This is a genomic window from Phyllobacterium lublinensis (genome assembly GCF_020164435.1).
Lineage (GTDB): Bacteria > Pseudomonadota > Alphaproteobacteria > Rhizobiales > Rhizobiaceae > Phyllobacterium > Phyllobacterium lublinensis.
The window spans coordinates 219,038-241,233 of the sequence record NZ_JAIUDQ010000005.1 but is presented as its reverse complement, the minus strand read 5'-3'; the positions used below and the strand labels follow the sequence as shown (position 1 = coordinate 241,233).

General features: G+C 57.6%; 21 protein-coding genes. 15 read left to right on the top strand and 6 right to left on the bottom strand.

Annotated elements, in window-relative coordinates:
- Positions 1–116: 116 nt before the first annotated feature.
- The 5 genes from coaD (at position 117) to tgt (ending at position 4,022) form a co-directional block, all read left to right on the top strand.
- The gene (gene coaD, locus K9U38_RS09160; protein ID WP_224494033.1) at positions 117–611 is read left to right on the top strand and encodes a pantetheine-phosphate adenylyltransferase; all 495 of its coding nucleotides are present in this window, start codon (positions 117–119) and stop codon (positions 609–611) included.
- A gap of 14 nt (positions 612–625) precedes the next feature.
- Positions 626–1,204 carry a peptidylprolyl isomerase gene (locus K9U38_RS09155; protein ID WP_224494032.1) on the top strand — a complete coding sequence of 193 codons (579 nt, stop codon included), beginning with the start codon at positions 626–628 and terminating at the stop codon, positions 1,202–1,204.
- 81 nt (positions 1,205–1,285) lie between these two features.
- A complete protein-coding gene (locus K9U38_RS09150) occupies positions 1,286–1,795 on the top strand; it encodes a peptidylprolyl isomerase (protein WP_224494031.1) in 510 nt (169 codons plus the stop codon).
- Positions 1,796–1,809: 14 nt separating this feature from the next.
- Positions 1,810–2,889 carry a tRNA preQ1(34) S-adenosylmethionine ribosyltransferase-isomerase QueA gene (gene queA / locus K9U38_RS09145; RefSeq protein ID WP_224494030.1) on the top strand — a complete coding sequence of 360 codons (1,080 nt, stop codon included), beginning with the start codon at positions 1,810–1,812 and terminating at the stop codon, positions 2,887–2,889.
- Positions 2,886–4,022 (top strand): tRNA guanosine(34) transglycosylase Tgt, encoded by a 1,137-nt coding sequence (gene tgt / locus K9U38_RS09140; RefSeq protein ID WP_224494029.1) that lies wholly within the window; start codon positions 2,886–2,888, stop codon positions 4,020–4,022. The genes queA and tgt overlap by 4 nt, the downstream gene beginning before the upstream one ends.
- 6 nt (positions 4,023–4,028) lie before the next feature.
- Here the strand turns inward: tgt and K9U38_RS09135 are convergent, their stop codons facing one another.
- A complete protein-coding gene (locus tag K9U38_RS09135) occupies positions 4,029–4,607 on the bottom strand; it encodes a TetR/AcrR family transcriptional regulator (protein ID WP_224494028.1) in 579 nt (192 codons plus the stop codon).
- A 167-nt stretch (positions 4,608–4,774) separates the two neighbouring features.
- Between K9U38_RS09135 and K9U38_RS09130 the strand changes: the two genes are divergently transcribed.
- Both K9U38_RS09130 and K9U38_RS09125 read left to right on the top strand, forming a co-directional pair.
- Entirely contained in the window at positions 4,775–6,004 is a 1,230-nt protein-coding gene (locus K9U38_RS09130) for an efflux RND transporter periplasmic adaptor subunit (protein WP_224494027.1), read from the top strand.
- Positions 6,001–9,090: an efflux RND transporter permease subunit gene (locus K9U38_RS09125; protein ID WP_224494026.1), complete on the top strand. Its 3,090-nt coding sequence runs from the start codon at positions 6,001–6,003 to the stop codon at positions 9,088–9,090. The genes K9U38_RS09130 and K9U38_RS09125 overlap by 4 nt, the downstream gene beginning before the upstream one ends.
- Positions 9,091–9,169: 79 nt before the next feature.
- Here K9U38_RS09125 and K9U38_RS09120 read toward each other — a convergent pair whose 3' ends face one another.
- The 3 genes from K9U38_RS09120 to K9U38_RS09110 form a co-directional block, all read right to left on the bottom strand.
- Positions 9,170–9,424, bottom strand: coding sequence for a GlsB/YeaQ/YmgE family stress response membrane protein (locus K9U38_RS09120; RefSeq protein ID WP_224494025.1), 255 nt, complete (start codon positions 9,422–9,424; stop codon positions 9,170–9,172).
- 230 nt (positions 9,425–9,654) lie between these two features.
- A complete protein-coding gene (locus tag K9U38_RS09115; protein WP_224494024.1) occupies positions 9,655–9,864 on the bottom strand; it encodes a hypothetical protein in 210 nt (69 codons plus the stop codon).
- 42 nt (positions 9,865–9,906) lie between these two features.
- Positions 9,907–10,212, bottom strand: a complete 306-nt coding sequence (locus K9U38_RS09110; protein WP_224494094.1) for a hypothetical protein — start codon at positions 10,210–10,212, stop codon at positions 9,907–9,909.
- Positions 10,213–10,440: 228 nt separating this feature from the next.
- Between K9U38_RS09110 and K9U38_RS09105 the strand changes: the two genes are divergently transcribed.
- From K9U38_RS09105 to K9U38_RS09095, 3 genes are all read left to right on the top strand, one after another.
- Positions 10,441–11,157 (top strand): response regulator, encoded by a 717-nt coding sequence (locus tag K9U38_RS09105; protein WP_224494023.1) that lies wholly within the window; start codon positions 10,441–10,443, stop codon positions 11,155–11,157.
- On the top strand, positions 11,154–12,569 hold the full coding sequence (locus K9U38_RS09100) for an ATP-binding protein (protein WP_224494022.1): 1,416 nt from the start codon (positions 11,154–11,156) through the stop codon (positions 12,567–12,569). The genes K9U38_RS09105 and K9U38_RS09100 overlap by 4 nt, the downstream gene beginning before the upstream one ends.
- Positions 12,570–12,826: 257 nt before the next feature.
- Positions 12,827–13,561 carry an MSCRAMM family adhesin SdrC gene (locus K9U38_RS09095; protein ID WP_224494021.1) on the top strand — a complete coding sequence of 245 codons (735 nt, stop codon included), beginning with the start codon at positions 12,827–12,829 and terminating at the stop codon, positions 13,559–13,561.
- A gap of 299 nt (positions 13,562–13,860) precedes the next feature.
- Here K9U38_RS09095 and K9U38_RS09090 read toward each other — a convergent pair whose 3' ends face one another.
- The gene (locus K9U38_RS09090) at positions 13,861–14,361 is read right to left on the bottom strand and encodes a hypothetical protein (protein WP_224494020.1); all 501 of its coding nucleotides are present in this window, start codon (positions 14,359–14,361) and stop codon (positions 13,861–13,863) included.
- Positions 14,362–14,474: 113 nt separating this feature from the next.
- Between K9U38_RS09090 and K9U38_RS09085 the strand changes: the two genes are divergently transcribed.
- From K9U38_RS09085 to K9U38_RS09070, 4 genes are all read left to right on the top strand, one after another.
- Positions 14,475–16,253 carry a type I secretion system permease/ATPase gene (locus K9U38_RS09085; protein WP_224494019.1) on the top strand — a complete coding sequence of 593 codons (1,779 nt, stop codon included), beginning with the start codon at positions 14,475–14,477 and terminating at the stop codon, positions 16,251–16,253.
- The gene (locus K9U38_RS09080; protein WP_224494018.1) at positions 16,250–18,031 is read left to right on the top strand and encodes an HlyD family type I secretion periplasmic adaptor subunit; all 1,782 of its coding nucleotides are present in this window, start codon (positions 16,250–16,252) and stop codon (positions 18,029–18,031) included. Before K9U38_RS09085 ends, K9U38_RS09080 begins: the two co-directional genes overlap by 4 nt.
- Before the next feature lie 70 nt (positions 18,032–18,101).
- The gene (locus K9U38_RS09075; RefSeq protein ID WP_224494017.1) at positions 18,102–19,148 is read left to right on the top strand and encodes a hypothetical protein; all 1,047 of its coding nucleotides are present in this window, start codon (positions 18,102–18,104) and stop codon (positions 19,146–19,148) included.
- 141 nt (positions 19,149–19,289) lie between these two features.
- The gene (locus K9U38_RS09070; RefSeq protein ID WP_224494016.1) at positions 19,290–20,207 is read left to right on the top strand and encodes a helix-turn-helix transcriptional regulator; all 918 of its coding nucleotides are present in this window, start codon (positions 19,290–19,292) and stop codon (positions 20,205–20,207) included.
- Between the two features lie 13 nt (positions 20,208–20,220).
- On the opposite strand, the gene K9U38_RS09065 is transcribed toward K9U38_RS09070, so the two are convergent.
- The gene (locus K9U38_RS09065; protein WP_224494015.1) at positions 20,221–20,940 is read right to left on the bottom strand and encodes a DUF2270 domain-containing protein; all 720 of its coding nucleotides are present in this window, start codon (positions 20,938–20,940) and stop codon (positions 20,221–20,223) included.
- 192 nt (positions 20,941–21,132) lie between these two features.
- On the opposite strand from K9U38_RS09065, the gene K9U38_RS09060 reads away from it, so the two are divergent.
- The gene (locus K9U38_RS09060; RefSeq protein WP_224494014.1) at positions 21,133–22,071 is read left to right on the top strand and encodes a lipid kinase; all 939 of its coding nucleotides are present in this window, start codon (positions 21,133–21,135) and stop codon (positions 22,069–22,071) included.
- Positions 22,072–22,196 lie beyond the last annotated feature (125 nt).

The window sequence follows — 22,196 nt, the reverse complement described above, 5'->3', positions numbered from 1 at the left end:
TCTAGTTGAGCGGGGCTGAATGCTTGCTGATAGGGTTGTTCATCCGCCGTTCATCTGCCGCTCATCTGATCGATTGCGGGCATTGAAAGGGGCGGGCAAAAAGGCTAGGAAACCGCATGACAATCGCGATCTATGCCGGATCATTCGATCCGATCACCAATGGCCATATTGACGTCTTGCAGGGCTCGCTCCGGCTTGCGGACAAGGTGTTCGTCGCCATTGGTATCCATCCTGGCAAGGCACCGTTGTTTTCATTCGAAGAGCGGGTTGATCTGATCAAGCGCGTAGCGGCCGAGGTTTTCGGCAAGGATAGTGTTCGGCTCGACGTGATTGCCTTCGATGGTTTGCTGATCGACGCCGCGCGCAAATGCGGTGCATCACTGATGGTTCGCGGATTGCGAGACGGTACGGATCTCGACTACGAGATGCAAATGGCAGGCATGAACGGAAAGATGGCGCCGGAATTGCAGACAGTGTTTCTGCCTGCCGATCCTTCGGTCCGCACGATTACTGCCACATTGGTTCGCCAGATTGCCGCCATGGGCGGCGACGTCCGGCATTTTGTTCCTGCTCTTGTCGCGGACGCGCTTGAGACGAAATTCAAATCCTGATCCTGGAGATTTTCATGTCCTTTTTCCGCACAGCGCTCGTTGTTGCTGCCGTTTCCTCTCTTTCATTGGCCACGCTAAGCCCGTCCTTCGCCGATGATGCGAACACGATGACGATCAAGCTCAAGGATGGCGACGTCAAGATCGAGCTGCTTCCGGATATTGCACCAAAGCACGTCGAACAGATCAAGGCGCTGGCCAAGGAAGGCGCCTACGACAATGTCGTATTCCACCGGGTTATCCCCGGCTTCATGGCACAGACCGGTGATGTCCAATACGGCAACACCGAAAAAGGCTATAATCAGCAGGCTGCAGGCACCGGAGGCTCAACCCGACCTGACCTGCCGGCCGAGTTTTCCAAGGAGCCTTTCGTGCGCGGCGTCGTGGGCATGGCCCGGGCACAGAACCCCAACTCTGCCAACTCCCAGTTCTTCATCATGTTCACCGAGTATCCTTCGCTGAATGGCGAGTACACTGTCGTCGGCAAGGTGACGAGTGGCATGGACGTAGTCGACAAGATCAAGAAGGGTTCGGAGTCAGACAATGGTGCCGTCGACAATCCTGACAAGATGCTCAAGGTAACTGTCGGAAAATAATCATCGGGCAATTCCAGGAGAGCGCGAAGCGGTTTTCCGTCCGGAATTGCAGCAATATAAGACACAAGGAGATTGCCTAAAATGGCTTACAAAGACCCCGAAAACACGATCCTGCTTGAGACCACGAAGGGCGATGTGGTCATCGAACTTTATCCGGACCTCGCACCTGAACATGTCAACCGGATCAAGGAACTCGCACGCGAAGGCGCCTATGATGGCGTCGTGTTCCATCGCGTGATCGACGGCTTCATGGCCCAGACCGGCGACGTCAAGTTCGGCAAGAAGGGCGGCACATCGTTCAACCCGGCCCGCGCCGGCATGGGCGGTTCGGAAAAGCCGGACCTCAAGGCGGAATTTTCCAATGCCAACCACGGCCGCGGCGCCTGTTCAATGGCGCGTTCGCAGAATCCGAATTCGGCCAATTCGCAGTTTTTCATCTGCTTCGATGATGCCGGTTTCCTCAATCGCCAGTACACGGTATGGGGCCAGGTCATCGAAGGGATGAGCAACGTCGACAAGATCAAGCGCGGAGAGCCCGTGCAGGATCCGGATTCGATTGTTTCCATGCGTGTTGCAGCAGACGTCGAATAATAGCGTCCTGATTGATGCGTGTTGATCTTTTCGATTTCGACCTGCCGGAAGAAAACATCGCATTGAGACCTGCAGAGCCGCGCGATTCAGCGCGGCTTTTGCTTGTCCGGGCGAATTCCTCCAGTTTCGAAGACAGCCAAGTCAGAAATCTCTCTGAATTCCTCCAGCCGGGGGATGCACTTGTCTTCAATGATACCAAGGTGATACCGGCACAGCTGGAAGGGTTTCGTGAACGCGACGGCGTAAAGGCGCAAATCGGCGCCACGCTTCATATGCGGACAGGGCCAGACCGCTGGAAAGCCTTCTTGCGCCCGGCAAAACGGGTCAAGGTAGGCGAGCGCATCGACTTTGGCCATGGCAACAATGCTTGCCTGCTCGGATCGCTGCTGGCGACCGTTGCCGAGAAAGGCGATGCGGGCGAGGCGCTGCTGGTGTTTGACTTCAGTGGCGCGGATCTCGACCAGGCAATTGCCGCCGCCGGCCATATTCCGTTGCCACCCTATATTGCCTCGAAACGTGCTGATGATGCGCGCGACCGCGAGGATTACCAGACCGTTTATGCGAGGGAGGAAGGCGCGGTGGCCGCTCCAACGGCGGGACTGCATTTTACAGCTGAGCTGCTGGAAGATTTGAAACGGCGCGGTGTGGAAGAACACTTCGTCACTTTGCATGTGGGTGCCGGAACGTTTCTGCCGGTCAAGGCCGACGATACCGTTGACCACAAGATGCATGCGGAGATCGGGACAGTGGATCAGGCCACGGCGGACGCCCTCAATGCGGTAAGGGCCCGCGGCAGACGCATCGTCAGTGTAGGCACGACATCATTGCGCTTGCTTGAGAGCGCCACGGACGAAAACGGCACAATCCGGCCATGGTCCGGGCCGACGGATATTTTCATTACACCGGGCTACAGATTCCGCGCGGTCGATATGTTGATGACCAATTTTCACCTGCCGCGTTCAACGCTGTTCATGCTGGTATCTGCCTTCAGTGGGTTCGAGCGGATGCACGCCGCCTATGCTCATGCGATCAAAAATCACTACCGCTTCTATTCCTATGGCGATGCAAGCCTGTTATGGCGATCCGCATCATGACAACAGAGAACTTCGAATTCAAACTGATCGCCACCGAAGGCAAGGCGCGTCGCGGTCAAATCACCATGCCGCGCGGCACCGTGCGGACGCCGGCTTTCATGCCTGTCGGGACCGGCGGTACGGTCAAGGCCATGTATATGGACCAGGTGCGAGAGCTTGGTGCCGATATCATTCTGGGAAACACCTATCACCTGATGTTGCGCCCGAGCGCGGAGCGCGTGGCGAGATTGGGTGGCCTGCATGAGTTCGCGCGATGGCCGGGTCCGATTCTGACGGATTCCGGCGGCTTTCAGGTTATGTCCCTGGCGCAGCTAAGGAAATTGACGGAAAAGGGCGTTACATTCCGTTCGCACATCGATGGAAGCGCCCACGAAATGAGCCCCGAGCGTTCGATCGAGATCCAGGGATTGCTGGACTCCGATATCCAGATGCAGCTCGACGAATGCGTGGCTTTGCCATCAACGCCGAAGGATATCCAACGGGCGATGGAATTGTCGCTGCGATGGGCCGAGCGCTGCAAGGCGGCGTTCGGGGTCCAGCCTGGCAAGGCCATGTTCGGTATCGTGCAGGGCGGCGACGTGGCCGATCTGCGCGTCCGCTCGGCACAGGCTCTCAAGGCGATGGACCTGAAGGGCTATGCGGTTGGTGGACTGGCTGTCGGCGAACCGCAGCACGTGATGCTGGAGATGCTGGACATCACATGTCCTGAGCTGCCGCAGGAAAAACCGCGCTATCTGATGGGTGTTGGTACGCCAGACGATATTCTGAAATCAGTGGCGCGCGGCATCGACATGTTCGATTGTGTGATGCCGACGCGGGCAGGGCGGCACGGTCTCGCTTTCACACGCCGCGGCAAGATCAACCTGCGAAATGCCCGCCATGCCGACGATCCGCGGCCATTGGACGAGGAGTCGCCGTGCCCCGCAGCGCGTGATTACAGCCGCGCCTACCTGCATCATCTCGTCAAGTCAGGTGAGGCGCTGGGCGGAATGCTTTTGACCTGGAATAATCTTTCCTACTACCAGCAGTTGATGCAGGGCGTCCGCGACGCAATTGAAGCCCAGCGATACAGCACCTTCATGGAAGAAACGCAGATTGCCTGGACACGAGGCGATATTCCGGTGTTCGCATAGCGCCAATCAGGCGTCGACCGGTTCGGTAATCGGGATCGGGTCAACTGGATCGAAAAGATTTCTCAACCGGTCGATCGCCTCAATCTGCTCATCCCTGCTTGGGACGTCCATCTCGAAGAGTTTCAGGCTGCGAAGACCTTCGATCGTCAGGTAGGCGATGAGCGCGAGGGTTGGATCCTCCGAATTCTCCTTCATGCGCTGCCATAATTGCCTGTTGTACCGCCGGATGGGGTCGAGGAAACCGGGATCATTGGCAATGGCCGCGAGAATCCCCGACGGTTCCGGCTCGTTACAGACGAACTCGGCGCGATAGACTTCGATACAGGCTTGCACAACACTGTCCGGGCCGTGATTTCGTTTCGCTTCTTCTTCGCGGAGCGATTCGTCAAATTCGCCAACATGCTGTTCGACAAGCGCCTCCAGCAGTTTGGCCTTGGTCGGAAACGTATAAAGCAATCCTCCCTTTGAAAGACCCGCTCGTCGCGCCACAGCGTCGAGTGAAAGGTGCACCGGCCCGACTTCCTTGGCAATTTCGGCCGCGGCCTGCAGTATCTTGTCTTTTGTAGAGAGTATGTCCCCTGTCATGCTTAGCGCTTCCAATTTTAAAGAGAGATGCCAACCCACATATTGACATTACCGTCCGGACGGTACAGTACTTTGCGCGTGGCAATCAAGTCCACGTAATCTTTTTCTCGAAGACAGGGGCTGGCATACGTTTGCTGGCCATTGTTTTGTTCCGGAGTAGTTTCCCGATGATAAAGCGCTATCTCGTCCCCGTTATCGCTCTCGTGTTTGTCATCCTCATCGGCGTCGGATTGGTTGGCTTCAACCTGTTCCGGGATAAGGCAATCCAGGATTTCTTTGCCAATATGCAGCAACCGGCCGCGCCAGTTTCGACTTACACCGTCGAGCCAAGCTCCTGGACCCCCGAGATCGAGGCAATTGGTACGGTCAGCGCCATTCAGGGCGTTGAATTGGCCGTTGAAGTTGCTGGCATCGTCAAGGAAATTCCGTTTGCGTCCAATCAGGAAGTTGAACAGGGCGCTCCCTTGCTGCAACTCGATGATGCAATCGAAAAGGCAGACATCGTGGCTGCCAAGGCGCAGGACGTCCTGATGGACCAGACATTGGCACGCGCACGCACCCTGAGCACCCGCGGCGTCGGTGCAGTCTCCAATGTCGACGAGGCCGAGGCAGCATCCTTGGCCAAGAAGGCCGAGATCGCCAAACTGCAGGCCGTCATGGATCAGAAACTGCTCAAGGCGCCATTCAAGGGTACTGTCGGTATTCCGCGCATCGAGCTCGGTCAGTATCTGTCGCCGGGTACGGTAGTGGTCACGCTGCAGGATCTCGACACGATGCGTGTCGACTTCACCATTCCCGAACAGACCTTGAGCGAAGTCAGGATCGGTCAGCCGATCAAGCTTGGGCTTACGGACAGCGACATCAGTTTTACGGGCGAGATCACGGCTATTGAACCGAGGATCGATCCGGCAACGCGGTTGATTTCGGTTCGTGCGAAGGTGGACAATCCGGACGGCAAGCTGCGGCCCGGTCAGTTCGCCCAGGTCCGCGTCACCCTTCCGAAGGAAGATGAGGTCTACACGCTGCCGCAAACCGCGCTCGTTTCGAGCCTCTATGGCGACTACATCTATGTGGTTCGTCCTGCGGAAAAGAAGGCCGATGCGCCAAATCCGGCAGGAGCCCCGGCGGCCGGAACCGCAAACGCAGCCAACTCCGCAACCCCGCCCGATGCGTCCAAGCCAGCGGAGGCCGCTCCAGAGGAGAAGCTTGTCGCGGTCCAGGTCTTCGTCACGCCAGGGCGCCGCTCGGGACTGTTGGTCGAAATAACCAAGGGCATCAAGAAGGGCGACATCGTTGTCACCGCCGGCCAGAACCGTCTGAGCCCCGGCGCGGCAGTCAAGATCACCAATGACGTAAATCCCGCAACGAAAACAGACGCAGGACTGGCAAAGAAATGAACTTCTCGGAGATTTTTATTCGCCGACCGGTCCTGTCGACCGTCGTTGCCTTGATGATCATTCTTCTTGGCGCGCAGGGCCTGGTGAATCTCGCCGTGCGCCAATATCCCAAGGTGGAAGAAACGGTCATCACGATCAAGACTGCCTATGCGGGTGCGAGCGCCGATCTGATGCAGGGCTTCATTTCGGCGCCCATCGCCAAGGCCGTGACCACAACGGAAAACATTGACTACGTGACATCGTCCTCGGCGCCATCATCCAGCACCGTAACGGTGCAGATGAAGCTTGGTGCCAATCCGGATGCTGCGTTGACGGAGGTGATATCCAAGGTCAATCAGGTCCGCGGCGACCTGCCGGAGGAAGCTGACGACCCGGTCATCACCAAGGGCACCGGCCAGGACTTTGCGACGATGTACCTCGCGGTACAAAACCCGCATATGACCAGCGAGCAGCTCACCGAGTATCTGGAACGCGTCATCCAGCCGCGCATGTCGACAATTGAAGGCGTGGCGGATGCGCAGATCCTCGGTGGACAGGTCTTCTCCATGCGTGTGTGGATCGACCCCATCAAGCTTGCCGCTCGCAAGACGACCGCCTCGGAAGTCCTGGCTGCCATCAATCAGTCGAATTTTCTGTCTGCGCCGGGCAAGGTGGAGAATCTCTACACGGCCTCGCCGATCACGCTGAAGACGACGTTGCAGACGCCCGAGGCCTTTGGTGCGATGCCGATCAAGTCCGACGGTGACAGTATCATCCGCCTGCGTGACGTCGCTCGGGTAGAACTAGGCGCCGTCAGCAAGGATACGATCGTCACGTTCAATGGAGCGGGGGGAACATTCCTGGGTATTTTCCCGACGCCTGCCGCCAACCCCATCGACATGACGGCCGCCGTCCGCAAGGAACTGCCGTTGATTCAGGCAACGCTGCCCGAGGACATGAAGCTATACATGGTCTATGATGCGACCGAGCAGATCAGTTCGTCCATTGAAGAAGTGTTCAAGACGATCGGCGAAGCCATCCTCATCGTCGTGCTGGTGATCCTGCTGTTCCTCGGTTCCTTCCGCTCGGTCATCATTCCGGTCGTCACCATCCCGATTTCACTCGTCGGCGTGTGCTTCTTCCTGTTCCTGCTCGGCTATTCGATCAACCTGCTTTCGCTGCTGGCGATGGTTCTGGCTATTGGTCTCGTGGTCGACGACGCGATTGTGGTGCTTGAAAACATCCATCGGCACATCGAGGAAGGGCTCCGACCGCTCGATGCCGCGCTGAAGGGCATGAGAGAAATCACGGGGCCTATCATTGCGATGACGATCACCCTGGCGGCAGTGTTCGCGCCGCTCGGATTCACCGGTGGTCTCACGGGCTCTCTTTTCCGCGAGTTTGCATTCACTCTAGCGGGCGCCGTCATCATCTCCGGTGTGGCGGCACTGACCGTCTCGCCGATGATGTGCGCGCTCCTGTTGCGTGCAGGTGGACACAGCAGATTCCAGCGGATCGTGGACAAGAGCTTTGGCTGGCTCGAAGGCGCTTATGAGCGGCGGGTTGCCGGCTCACTGAACTTCCGCTTCGTGACATTGTTCATCGTCGTGGCGCTGGTCGCGCTGACTGGCTTCCTCTTTACCAAGACGTCGTCGGAACTCGCGCCTGAGGAAGATTCCGGTGCACTGTTCGCCATTGTGAACGGCCCGCAATATGCCACTTCGCAATATACGAAGCTTTATGCGGACCAGATCGACGCCCTGACCAAGGATTTGCCGGAGCTGAAAACCCGCTTCAACATCCTTGGCTTTGGCACGACGAACTCGGCCTTTGCCATCTGGGTATTCAAGGATTGGTCTGAGCGCACGAAGTCGCAGGCACAGCTAAAGGAAGAGCTCCAGGGCATGATCAGCCCGATTGCCGGTGCGGAAGCGTTCATCTTTGCGCCGCCTGATTTGCCCGGCACCGGCGGCGGCCTGCCGATCTCGGTCGTCATTCAGTCGACGGGACCAGCAGACAAGGTGTTCGAGGTTGCCGAGGAGATCAAGAACAAGGCTCAGGCTTCCGGCCAATTCATCATTGTGCAGAATTCACTGTCGTTTAATGCACCTCAGGTCACGATTACGATCGATCGCGACCGGGCCTCGGCATTGGGCGTGCCAGTGAGTGATATCGGCCAGACCCTGGGACTGCTGGTTGGTGGCGGCAAGATCTCGAAATTCGATCGGGATTCGAACAGCTACGACATCATCCCTCAGGTGCCGCAGGACTTCCGGTCCAATCCGGAAAAGCTGGGTCAGTATTTCGTCAAGAGTGCATCCGGTGAGATGGTTCCGCTTACGGCGGTCATAAAGATCACGGAAAATGCCTCACCTGCTGCCATCGAGCAGTTCAACCAGCTGAACTCGGCGACAATTTCTGCGCTGCCGATGCCAGGTGTCACAACGGGGCAAGGTCTCCAGACCGTTATCGACACGGCGCGTCCGTTGATGCCAGATGGCTTCTTCATGGACTATGCGGGTCAGTCACGCCTCGAAATCGAACAGGGCAGCACCATTCTGATTGCCTTCCTGTTGGCCGTGGTCGTGATCTATCTGGTTCTGGCCGCCCAGTTCGAGAGCTTCCGCGATCCGTTCATCATTATGATGTCGGTGCCACTGTCGATCTTTGGTGCGATTGTGCCGCTCAATCTCGGGCTCGGTACCCTCAACATCTACACGCAGGTGGGATTGATCACCCTGGTCGGACTGATCACGAAACACGGCATCCTGATGGTGGAATTTGCCAACCAGCAGCGTGAATTGCATGGCATTTCGCGACATGATGCCATCATTCTGGCGGCGAAGACCCGGCTGCGGCCAATCCTGATGACAACGGCAGCCATGGCGCTTGGCGTTATTCCGTTGATCACAGCGTCAGGTGCCGGTGCGGCGGCGCGTTATTCGATTGGCCTTGTGATCTTCTCTGGCATTCTCGTCGGTACGATCTTCACGCTCTTCGTCGTGCCGATGTTCTATACGTTCATTTCCAAGAAGGACATACTGGCCGAAACCGGGCAAAGGCCCGCTCCGGATGCAGGTGCTGAACCGGAACTCAGCCACACCTGACATTCGGGATGTCACCATCAAACTGAAAAGCCTCCGCACTTGACTGGTGCGGAGGCTGTTTCATGCGTTGACGGTAAGCTCAGGCGCGTTTGATGGCGCGAAGGATAAAGAGGAGGATTACCGCGCCGATCGTTGCGGATATGATCGCGCCAAGAATGCCGCTGCCAAGGGAAATGCCGAGTCTTGGGAAGAGGAAACCGGCAATAAAGGCGCCGATGACACCAACAATCAGATCACCCACCAGGCCGAACCCGCCACCGCGAACGAGCTGGCTGGCAAGCCAACCCGCAATCAGACCCACCAACAGAAAGATAAGAAGACTTTCTCCACCCATAGTCGATTCTCCATAAACCGGTTTCGCTATGATGTTTCGCCGGCCCCGGATTCCTCAATCCATGCTTGGCAGGAGAATCACCATGCCAATGGTACGACGCCAGGCGCTGTTTGGGTAACGGAACTTGCTATCATGGAAAACGAGGCCTGGGCGTTATCAAAAATGCTATACCGGCCGAGGATCGCCGCGACCGGTATAGTACAACGCCAAGTTACTGTTGATTGAAAGTTCTATTCGGCTGCAGGCTTCTTTACCACCTTCTTGGTGACTGTCTTGTGGACCTGCTTCATATGGTGCTTGGGTGCTACAACCTTCTTGACCGTTGTCGTGGGAGCAGCGGCCGTTGTAGCGGGAGCTGCACTTGCGACCGAGATCAGAGCCGGGGCAGATACAGCCAGGGCAACGGCGAGGCCGAGTGCTGTGGAGAGAGACTTTTTCATGGTTGTGCTTTCCTTGTTGTGGGCATTGGGGGATGCAATCGATCACTCGGTGATCGGCTGCACGCCAAGCAGCTTCAATGCCTGGGCATATGCTCGTATGCCCTGCGCCTGTTTGTTGGCCGCGCAGAACTGTGTTGCCTGCTTTTGAAGTGCTTTCGCCTTGGCCGCCCGTTTTGCCTCGGCGTGTTCAGAGATTGCGTGTTGGGTCTGTAGCTGAAGTTTGCCGCACAATTCCGTGCGCGTCGGTATGGGTTCAATCGCTAGCGACTGGTTGATCGATGCGGTGATGATCCCCACAGCAACCAGGACGATCCTCGAAATGCCGGAAATGTTCGCTCGAAGTGCCATTTTGCTCACGAAGGAATCCCGTTTCAGCCAGCCAAACTGCGTTGACGGGGTCTTTATCGGACATGACTGTTGCGTCAGTCTTTCTGGCTCGTGGTATTTTGTTTCTGGATTGTTTCTGGCGCCATGATCCCGAAAATGTGCGTGGCTTTCGACGCGGGATCGCGTGTAACAACAGGGCGTTGCATTGCGCGTGGGAACCACGCATCAAGGTTGCGCCAGGAAACAAGCATGAAATCCGAAGCCCATATTCTCATTGTCGACGACGACGAGGCCATCCGCAATCTTTTGCACGAATTCCTGAAGAAGCGGGGGCTGCATGTTTCGGTGGCGCGAGACAACGAGGAAATGCAGGGCGTTCTGTCCCGGACGCCGATTGACCTTTTGATCCTGGATGTGATGTTGCCGGGCAAGAGCGGCATGGAGATTTGCCGGGATATCCGGGCATATTCCCGCATCCCGATTATCATGCTGACGGCCATCACGGAGACAACTGACCGCGTCGTCGGGCTTGAGATGGGCGCCGACGATTACATTTCCAAACCGTTCGACCCGAGGGAGCTGTTGGCGCGAATAAAGGCGGTGCTGCGCCGCATCGATCCATCGGGGCAGGACAAACGGCTGCAGCCGCAGATTTACAAGTTTTCCGGCTGGACCATGGATTGCGCACGGCGAAGACTGGTTTCTCCCGACGCGGTTCGCGTTGAATTGACGACCGCCGAGTTCAATCTCCTGGAAACTTTGGTCAAGAGCGGGCAGCGGATGCTGAGCCGGGACCAACTGCAGGAGTTGGCAGGCAGCAGTTCGGCTTACGGATATGATCGCAGTATCGATATTCTCATCAGCCGCCTTCGTCGCAAGATGGAGGACGATTCCCGGTCGCCGAAACTGATCCTCACCATACGCGGCGGGGGCTATCAGTTCGTCCCTGAAGTCATCACGGGATGAAACGGTTTCTACCCCAATCCCTGCCGAGCTGGATTTTACTCATTCTGATCTCCGGTCTCCTGACCATGCAGATCGCGACGCTTTCCATCGTCTCGCGCGATCGCGCGGAAAACAACAACATGCTCGAACTGTTCCGGTTGAGCGAACGTGCCTACACGCTCGCCAAGGTGCTCTATGCGGCACCTGAACCAGAGCGACGGCGCCTTGCAACTGCCCTGTCGAATAGTGCCAGCCCCATCTCGGTTACTGATGAACCCGCGGTCACGACGCCCATCGCCGCTGACGACAGTCTTGCGGAACTTGAGGACGTTCTGGTGGCGCGCCTATCGGAGTTCGGCGTAACAGACGCGCGTATAAGCCGGGTTTCCGCCCGGACAAATAACCGCGGCGGCGGCGACGCTGACGCGGCAGATCCCGATGCGGGCGTCATCGAGCGTCAATTGTCCAATCTGGCGGAGGATTTCAGTCAAAGTGACGGTCTGGCTGCTTCGATCAGGTTCAATGACGGCCAATGGCTGAACCTGGTGACGCCGCTGGCACCCGTCAATCCTGTTTTCACGGCTCAGACGTTGCCGCTTTTCGGCTCGGTTGCCGCTGTCATCATTGCGATGTCGATCTGGGCGATGCGCCGGCTGACCGCACCCTACCGGGCGCTGGAACGGGCGGTCAAGCGCATCGGGGACGATGTCAAATCCCCGCCCTTGCCCGAACACGGCAGCAGTGAATACAAATCGGCGGCGAGGGCGGTCAACGCCATGCAAACACGCTTGCGAGAGTATGTGGCAGATCGCGAACAGCTCGCCGCAGCGCTGGCGCATGACTTGCGAACGCCGTTGACACGCTTCCGATTGCGGCTCGAACTCTTGCGCAATTCCCCGGTGCGACAGTCCCTGATGCAGGATTTGTCCGACATCGAAGCCATTTCCCGGTCGGTGATCGACTTTGCCACCTATGAGATCGCGGAAGAGGAGCCTGAGAAGATCGATTTCTGGTCACTCGTCGATTCGGTTGCAGACAACTATCCGCAAGTTGACCTCGCCAAGAACGGCCAGACACCACGTAGCCTCATTTGTATCGGCCGCCCCATTGCGCTGCGGCGATGTGTTACCAACCTGCTCGATAACGCAGTGACCTATGGCGGCAAAGCACATGTCAGCCTTGCCCAAAGCGGCCATGATATTCTGCTCGTCATCAGGGATGAGGGGCCAGGAATTCCCCAAGACAGGCTCGATGAAGTGTTTCAGCCATTCCGCAGGGTCGAAAACTCCCGCAACCGCCAGACCGGCGGGTTCGGTCTCGGCCTGACGATCGCACGCAATATTGCAAGGCGCAGCGGCGGTGATATCAAGCTTGCAAATGACGTAAAGGGCGGGCTGAGGGTGGAATTGACGATTCCGCTGATGAAAACCTGAGGCGGAAACGCCGAGGGAGCGCTTTGTTGTGGAGCGGAACAGACCCCGGCACGGGCTGCACACATAGGGATTAGGCTTAACCGGTCATACCAAAGGGCACTTGCCGATTTCCACCTACCGCTGAGCTAACACCTCGGACTCCTGCATCCGTTTTCGGGCCGAAACCCATCGCCCGACTTGGCGTCTATGCTTCTCCTTCAAAAAATGGAACCCTGAGTGACCGAGACCAGCCGGTGGCTATGCAATGGAGACGCCCGATGGACCCTGATGAAAATGGCGAGGATGATTCCTTAGTCGATCAAGACCTTGACACGGATGTCGATGCCGAGACCTTGTACGTCGACGACGATGCGGACGAAGACCAAGACGAATTCGAAGACGATGCTGAGCTCGAGGATCTCCAGATCGATCTGGAACAGGACTCCGAAATCGTCGACGATATCGATACGGATGTCTTGATCATTGGTTCGCAGCCCGTGGATGTCAGATTGGATACGGAAGTCGATCAGGATGACGAGCTGGACCAGGATGTCGATGTCAACGACGACACGGGCGGCTCAGGCGGGCAGGCGATAGCTGTTGATGCCGATCAGCGCCCGGAGGTCGATCATCGTCTGGACGTCGATATCGAAGTCAGCAGGGGCCCCGACGGAACCATCGTTGTTGAGATCGATATCGATGAAGAAGACGATATTGAGATCGAAAGTGATCTGGATGTCGATGTGGACGATGATGATGAGGACAGCATCGATGCGGCGATCAACCAGGATACGGAAAGCGATGACAATATAGATGTTGATGTGGAAATCCGTGATGACCTGGACGCAGAAGTCGATGTCGATATCGCTTCGCTTGTCGCCACGCTGGTTGCCGGAATTGTCGAATTGGAAGATGCGGACGACATCACCCGTCTTGGTGTCGAACTTGATGAGGCTGCTACCATCGATAGTGATGTCGATGTCATTGTTGATCTGAGTGAAATAATAGCCTGAACATTGAACCGGCAATGAGAAAGCAAGCTGCCAGGCAGCTTGCTTTCACGCATTTGACCGGCCGAAAAGCATGCCTGTCCATCACCCAAAGAGATTCACCAGTTCCGGTTGGCCTCACCCATTTAGATAAGCCATGCGGCAAGGGGCATTGCCGGTTCGGTCGAATGCCAATTGGCAGCTATTTTCCCACATTTCAAACGGACATGCTCGTCGCATCGATGGGTGTGCTGGGGCCGCATGGATCAGCGTAATGGCCGTCGGTCCGCTCCTGATAATGGGATCGATGGGGCGGCTTTTCTCTAATGTGGGAGTGTAAGCATATGGACGATTTTGAAGACAATGATTTTGACATAGACATCGTCGCTGATATCGATCAGGACCTTGATCAAAGTCAAGACCAGGACGTCGACGTTGATACCGATCAGGACTCTGACGTCGGTATCGATAACGACAATGACTCGGATATCGACAACGATTCCGATCAGGACGCTGACACGGACAATGATGCAGACGCCGACGCGGATGCAGATGCCGATGCTGACGATGACAGCGACGCAGATGCCGATGCAGACGCAGATGCTGACGCCGATGGCGACGCTGACAATGATAACGACACGGACAATGAAGTTGACCAGGCCAACGACAATGACGTGGACGTTGATCAGGAGCAGGACGTCGAAGTCAACGTTGATCAGGATCAATGGGGCGAACAGAACGCCGATATCGACATAGACTTCGATTTCGACATCGCTTGATTGAACGCAGAATCGCAGCGCCCGGATTTCCGGGCGCTGCCACATGCTGTTTCGACAAACTAGGGTGACATGGAGCCAGGCCGGGGCAGGCGCTCCAAAATGTCAAACCCAAATGGGGACACTCCGCCATGGCTCTCTCTTGGATGAAAACTCGTTCAATGACCGAAGTGGAACGGGCGTTTGACCTGTGCAAACCGTCGTTGCTGCTGGTCTTCGTGATCAGCTTTTTCGTGAACCTCCTGGCGCTTACAGTTCCCCTCTACCTGCTCCAGATCTACGACCATGTGCTGTCGAGCCGCAGTCTCGACACGCTGACGATGCTGACCATGATCGTCATCCTGGCGCTGGCGGTTAACGCCGTACTCGATGCTTTGCGGCGCTCCATGCTGAACAGGGTCGGCTCATGGCTTGACGACCGCCTCCAGGCGCCCGTGCTCGTCGCCGCGGTCCAGTCGGCGCTACGCAGCGATTCAGCAGCGGCAGCGCAGGCCTGGCGCGACATCGGCAGCATCAGATCATTCTTCGCCGGCAACGCCTGCACGGCGCTGTTCGACCTTCCATGGACACCAATCTTCATCCTTGCGATGATTCTCGTGCATCCTCTGCTCGGTATGATCGGTCTTGGTGCCTCGATTGTGCTGATCGCATTGGCACTGCTCAACGAAATAGTCACGCGCAAGCTGTTTGCCCGCTCGAGCGCGGCATGGGTCGAGAGCCAGCACCGGTTCGGGCAGTTGATGCGCAATGTGGAGGTGATCAGCGCCATGGGCATGCTGCCTGGCGTTGCCCGACTGTTGCACGACGATCAGAACCGGGCAAAGGAAGCACAACTCGCAGCTGCCGGGCGCGGCACAGTGATTCAGGCGATCGCCCGTTTTGTCCGGCTGCTAGCGCAGGTTACTGTCATGGCCTTTGCCGCCTGGTTGGTCATCCTAAATGACATTAGCCCGGGCGCGATCTTTGCAACCTCCATCCTCCTTGGCAGGTCGCTGGGACCGGTCGAGGGCGCTATCAATACGTGGAAGGCGGTGACCAGCGCCCGCTTGAGCTATGACCGCCTCAGAAAGATACTGGCAGCGGCGCCAAAACACCGCAAGGTGATGCAACTGCCGCGTCCCAACGGACAGCTGTCGATCGAACGCCTGACATTTATGCCGGTTGGAGCCGAAGCTCCCTCCCTCCGGCGTCTCACCTTCGTTATCAATCCGGGCGAGGTTCTCGGCGTCGTCGGTGCATCGGGGGCCGGAAAGTCGACACTGGGACGACTCATTGCCGGAACGGTGCCGCCGACGGCCGGGCACGTCCGCCTGGATGGTGCCGATGTCGGAATCTGGCTCGCTTCCGGTGGCCATCGGCACTTCGGCTATCTTCCGCAGGATATCGAGCTCGTCGGCGGCACTGTCCGGGAGAATATCTCCCGCCTGCAGGATGCTCATCCCGACGATGTTGTCGCGGCGGCGTCCATGGTCGGAATGCACGACATGATCATGCGGCTGCCGAGGGCCTACGAAACGGATATCGGCGATGGCGGGTTGCGGCTGTCCGGCGGGATGCGGCAACGGCTCGGCCTTGCTCGCGCATTCTTCGGCTATCCGCGCCTGATTGTCCTCGATGAACCCAATGCCAGCCTGGATGCCGATGGCGAAGAAGCTTTGCGTCAGGCCATCCAGCAAATGCGGGAACGGGGGTCGACGGTCATCGTGATCGCCCAGCGGCTCGGCATTCTCAATATGGCTGACAAGGTACTCGTCCTCGACAATGGCACTATCAACGCCTTTGGGAACCGCCGCGATATTGCAGAAAAGATCAGAACCGGCCGGACCAGTATTCCGGTCCGTCGGCCGCGGATCACCACCGCTGCAAGGAGCGTCCGGCGGCTGAGCAAGACCTCGGAATCCCAGGAAATTGCCGCAACATCTGGAGGGAATGCACCATGAACACTACCGCCAACGCCATGGTGCGCCAAATAGCTGTCGTTGCCGCCAAACCCCGCATGCGCCCTATCTATCGTCTGCAGCGTCTCGCCAAACGTTCGTGGCTCGCTGTGCATGCGGCAGCGAAAGCGGCGTGTACGGCCCTCTGGAACAGCGCAGCAGGCGTGACAAGGGGGCTGCGCTTGAGCGTTATTGATCCTTTGTACCGGTCCATCGCATTTGCAATGTCCGCCATCGGTACGATTGTACGGCGTTCCTGCGTCGCCTTGAAACACAGCCTGGCCATCACGACTACCGATCTGCGTTTGTGGCTGGGCGGTTTCGGAAACGGGCGACGCCACCGTGCGCTTGCCACGCTGGCACCTGCAGACATGACCAGCAATCGCCTCAATCATTTTCCGAAGAACACATTCTATTCGGTTGGTTCTATTGGAAATAGCCAAGGAGCAGGACCGCGGCGACCAAAAGCAGTTGCAAAGCCAGGCGGAACTCCGTTCGAAACCTTGAAGCTGCTCGCGTTCAGTGCTTTTGCAGTCGTTGCCGTATTCGTTGTCGGGTTCGGTACCTGGGCTAGCTATGCTCCTTTGGAGAGCGCGGCCATTGCGGGGGGAGCCGTCGAGGCAGAAACCAGTCGCAAGACCATCCAGCACCTGGAAGGTGGCATTATCGGGCGCATCCTGGTGAATGACGGCGATGAAGTTTCAGTTGGACAGCCGCTGATCCGTCTTGACGACATGCGGGCGCAGGCCAACGTGTTGGCGCTCCAGATGCAATTGTGGGAGGCCCAGGCATTGGAGGCAAGGCTGCTTGCCGAGCGTGATGGCCGCGCCTCCATCCAGTTCCCCCGCAAGTCTGGCCCCGCCGCCGAGAACGATCCCAGGTTTGCCGAGATCATGGCGGGTCAAATCAAGATCTTCGACGCACGCCGCAATCTCCAGAACTCGCAGATCAATGTCATTCAGCAGCGCAAGGCACAAACGGAACAGGAAATTGCGGGCCTGGAATTTCAGGCCGCTGCCGCGCGGGAACGGACATCAATCATCAAGGACGAGGTCGCCGGTGTCGCGCCTTTGGTTGCCAAGGGTCTGCAAACGAAAGTGCGCCTGCTGCGGCTGAAGCGCGAACAGGCCGAGATCGATGGCCGGGTAGGCGACCTGCAGGCGCAGATCTCGCGGGCGCAACAGGCTATCGGAGAATCGCAGGCGATGATCTTCAAGCTGGAGAGCGATCAAAATAGCGAGGTCGCCCAGAGCCTGCGCGAAACGCAGGCGCTGATTTCCCAACTGGGGGAACGGATCCAGGCTGCGACAGATATTCTGGACCGCACCGTCGTCCGTGCGCCCGAGGCGGGAACAATCACCGACCTGCGCATTCATACCCCCGGCGGTGTCATCGCCGCGGGTGAGCCGCTGCTCGACCTCGTGCCGCGTCAGGACCGTCTTATCGTCCGTGCTCTCGTCAAGCCGGAGGACATTGATCTCGTTCGGCCCGGCCTCGAAGCGCACGTTCGCCTCCTTTCCTACAAACATCGCCGCGTGCCGCCGGTAGACGGTGTCCTCACTTATGTTTCTGCGGATAGCCTGGTCGACAAGGAAACGGAGCGCGCCTACTACACCGCCCGCGTCCGCATCGACGAGGCATCGCTGCGCAATCTTCCCGAGGTGGAGATGATGCCGGGAATGCCGGTAGAAGTCATGATCAAGACAGGTGAATTCACGGTCGCCCATTACATGCTTCGCCCTGTTCTCGATAGTTTCAATAGAGCGTTTCGTGAGGATTAGGGCATGGGTGGCGGTCTGATCAGGATGGAAATCATATGGCTTTCGGCGCTGGGACGGGGGGAGCATTCGCATGTTCTTTACTGACAAAGGCACCCGCGATCTGCTGCCGCTGATCGAACTGCACCTCAATGAAATACCGGTGCCGACGCCAGAATTTGACGGCGATCCAGCGCCTGCGGCCAATGTTCCACAATATGCCATCCCGCAACCGATGCAGCCGGCAACCAATCTGCCGTCGGTGGAAGAAGACGACGACGACAAGCCAGCAGCTTTTCCGAATGACGACCAGGCTCCCGTGTCTACGCAAATTCAGGAGATGCCCGGCGGTAATGCAACAACGGTCGTTCACGAGGTCTCCATTCCGGTCGACCAGAGCTTCCTGTCCGGCAATCCGGTCAGTTTCACCTTCCGGGGCGGTTCCGGAGAGCTAGAGCACCACGGGGGTGGCGGTGCCAGCCCGGCCGGACCCGCAAGCCAGACCATGGAGGAAGGCCCTAGCCCTGCGGCCGTAACGCCGCTCACGACGCTTGACGATGCTCACACCATCAATGTCACGCAGCTTGCAGTGGTTGACCAAGACGCCAGCATCTTCGTCAGTGGCTATATTGGAGAAGTGGTGGCGCGCCTGCACATCGATCAAAGCCTGACGATCGATCAGGATGTGGGCATTTCCTTTACCATCGACGGCGATGGACATTTCTCGGTCCTGCTCGACCAGGACATGCGCATCGATCAGGATATCTGGATCGATATCGACATCTACGATGAGGACGGCGTGCTTTACGTGGAGGTCTACCTGCGTGACGCGATCGAGGTTGAGCAGGACACCTCGATCGATGTCGAGATCACGGACGGACCGCCCGGCGGGACGATCGAGGTGAACCAGGACCTCGAGCTCGATCAGGATGTCCATGTCCAGATTGACATCGAGGATGACCTGGAAGAGCGCTATCTCATTAAGACAAGTGTCGAGGTCGTACAGACGGTAGATGCCGACGAGACGGCGGTCATTGGAGTGACCGGAAAGGATGGTGAGGTCGACGTGGATATCGACGCGGTGCAAACGGCATATGTCGACCAGGAAACGATCGTGCACGCTGATTTCACGCTGGTCTAGGCGTGACTTCGATCACGCGATCGCCTTTTTCGCATGAGGCACAACTGCAAGTAGCTTATCGCCGCCAAATTGCTTATAATAAAAACAAAAATCCACAAAAGTTCGCAGTCTGTAAGGAGTAGTCAAGCGTAGGGGGAAACTATGTCAGTATCATTTGCTGCCGAAGTGCACGGCTTCAATGAAATGCACAGCATTGCCAGCGAACATATTTCCATTGTCGTCATCGATTGCCAAACCTTGTCGCGAAGTTGTCTGATCCGTATTCTCCGGGGGGAGTTACCAGATGTTGCCGTCCACGACATTGCGACATCGGACGAACTAGTCGGAATAATCGAGAAACATATCAATCTGGCGGTCATCAATATTGAGAACTGCTGCATGACCGATGCCTGGGTGGCGGTCAATCTTGCCTATATACATCAGTTGCGGCCTGAAACCGCGCTCATGCTGCTGACGCAACTCGATGAGGCGTCGATAACGGATGCGATCGTTTCGGAAATTTCCAGGCTTGGCGTCAAAGGTTATACGACGAACACGGCGCCGGTCGAAGTCGTCCTTGCAGCTATCCGCCTGATCCTGGCCGGTGGCGCCTACTATCCACGTTCCGTAAATATCGACGACAGCGAGAGTTCTTCGATGTCGGCCGAAACCCCCGGACCGCTGTCGCTGCCCGCCAGCAACAGGGGAGATGAAGCGATGGATGCTCCGGAAACTGCCATGATCGGGTTCACCGAGCGCGAAAGGCAGGTCCTCGCCACCTTGCGGCGCGGTCTTCCCAACAAGATCATAGCCAGCGAGCTGGACCTGTCCGAAAATACGATCAAGGTGCACATCTCCCATATCATGCGAAAGCTCAACGCGACCAATCGCACGGAAGCGGTGGTATTTTCGCAGAAATATGGATCCGGCACCAATGGCAGCAATGGTAGCAACGGCCATGGTGCGGTGTTGCGCCCGCCACCCAGAGTGGGCCGGAATGAAGCCATACTGACATCGCTGGGCTTGCTTTGCGTGACGTTCATGAATGAGCTTTCCACGCTTATTGCCATGGGTATCTGACGGGCAAAAGCCGTCAAACATGAACCTCGCCGTGCTCCTTCTTGTCCGGGTCACCGATAAGGAGCGCGACGTAGGCGAGCCAGCCATAGAAGGCGACGACCAGCAATAAAATGGCCCAGCCGGGTATCGGTCCGAATGCGGCGTTCGCAACGATCTCCTGCAGCGAATGCGCCACGTCGCGCTGCACCTCGCCAGCTTGCAGTTTGGGAGTCGAGATTTTCAGCACCCAGGCCAGCAGCAGGATGAGGAACATCCAGAAGTAGTTGCGTCGCAGCCGCCGTGACATTGCTGCTGCTACAGAGATTGTGAATTGCGGCCTGCGCAAGTCCTGGCCAAGCAGCCGCGCCCAGCCGTTTCCAGGATCGGGCAGGGGCGCCAGGATCTGTGCAAAGTAGTTCTTCTCCAGCCGGCGCACCCTGCCTCGATACACGTCGAAGAACCGGTAACGTCGCGCCTCGATCAGCAGGAGCAGTTGCACCAGTATCATGGCAAAGAGCAGCACGCCGTGATGGGACGTCGGCGTCGACAATGAAAGCGAAAGCATGGCCGCAACACCCGTGATTGCCCAATTGGTGGTCCGGTCGATCCTGTCGCGCCAGCCCGCCATGCGGCCCACCTCCGCGCGGTGATAATGTGCCAGCACGGTGATATATTCGGCCGAGGTGGCGGGGAAGGGTGGTGCCGACCAACCGGGCGCATTGTCGCCACCTTGTTGTTTTTCAGCTTCGTCCATATCCGCCTCCCAGCAGAGCGTTCAGCCTTTTGATTTTACATGAAAATCGGTCGGATTGCTTGGAATTGACGAGGGATTTGCTCAATCCGGAATGGTACTATGATTGAACGCATGGTTGTTGCTCCTTGTATTGCCACAATCACGCGCCCACCTGCCAGACGGAAGCGTTTTGGACACACTAGGTGAGACAGGATGAAAGCTGGGTTGAACAGGCGTGCGCTCTTTATCGTCAATCCCAATGCCCGTAGCGGCAGGAGGCCGATAGCACCGGTACGCGAGATGTTGCAATCCGGCGGCCTGATGCTTGTCGACGCGGCACCTGCGGACGGCGAAACCCTGTCGGATGTCATCTCCCGCAAGCGTGATGCCTGTGATCTCGTCATTGTTGGCGGTGGTGACGGCACGCTGAACGCGGCAGCGGCGGGTCTGGTCGATACGGGCCTCCCGCTAGGGGTGCTTCCGCTTGGCACAGCCAATGACTTTGCCCGCACCATCGGCATTCCAGCCGACCCGCTCGATGCAGCCAGATTGATCCTTTCAAGTACGCCGCAGCCCATTGATCTCGGCGAAGTCAACGGCCACCTTTTCTTCAATGTAGCCAGCATCGGCTTCAGCGCCGAACTGGCCAGCGAATTGACGGAGAAAGCCAAGAAGCGCTGGGGAAAGCTTGGCTATGCCATCGTCGCGGCCCGGCTATTGGCCCGCTCGCGACTGTTTACCGCCTATGTCGAGCATGACGGCTCGGTGGACGAGATCAGGACGATGCAGGTATCCGTCGGCAATGGCCGGCATTATGGCGGTGGCATGACCGTCGAGCAGACGGCGACGGCCGACGATGGCCGGCTGGACTTCTACAGTCTTGAAGTTGACCACTGGTGGCGGCTGCTCACACTTCTGCCCAGCCTGCGCAAGGGGACGCAGGGTCAATGGGACGATGTTCGCGCATTTCGCACGACCGAGGTCATCGTCAAGACGAGCAAGCCGCGGGCGGTCAATACGGACGGGGACCTGACAACCTGGACGCCGGCCCATTTTCGCATCCGTGCGCAGGCAATCCGCGTCTTTGCCCCCGCCAGCAGCAACAGCAATCCAGGCTCGACAAGGAGCCTTCGGGCCGCCAATGCCGTTTGATTTGTCAGGAATGGAAGGCAGGCAAATCGCAGTTGTTTATAAGATTAGTTCTTGCGGCGGCACGGTTTAACCCTCTCCGGGTAAACCCATCGATGGGACAGACCTCCACCTTGTATGTGTGGTAT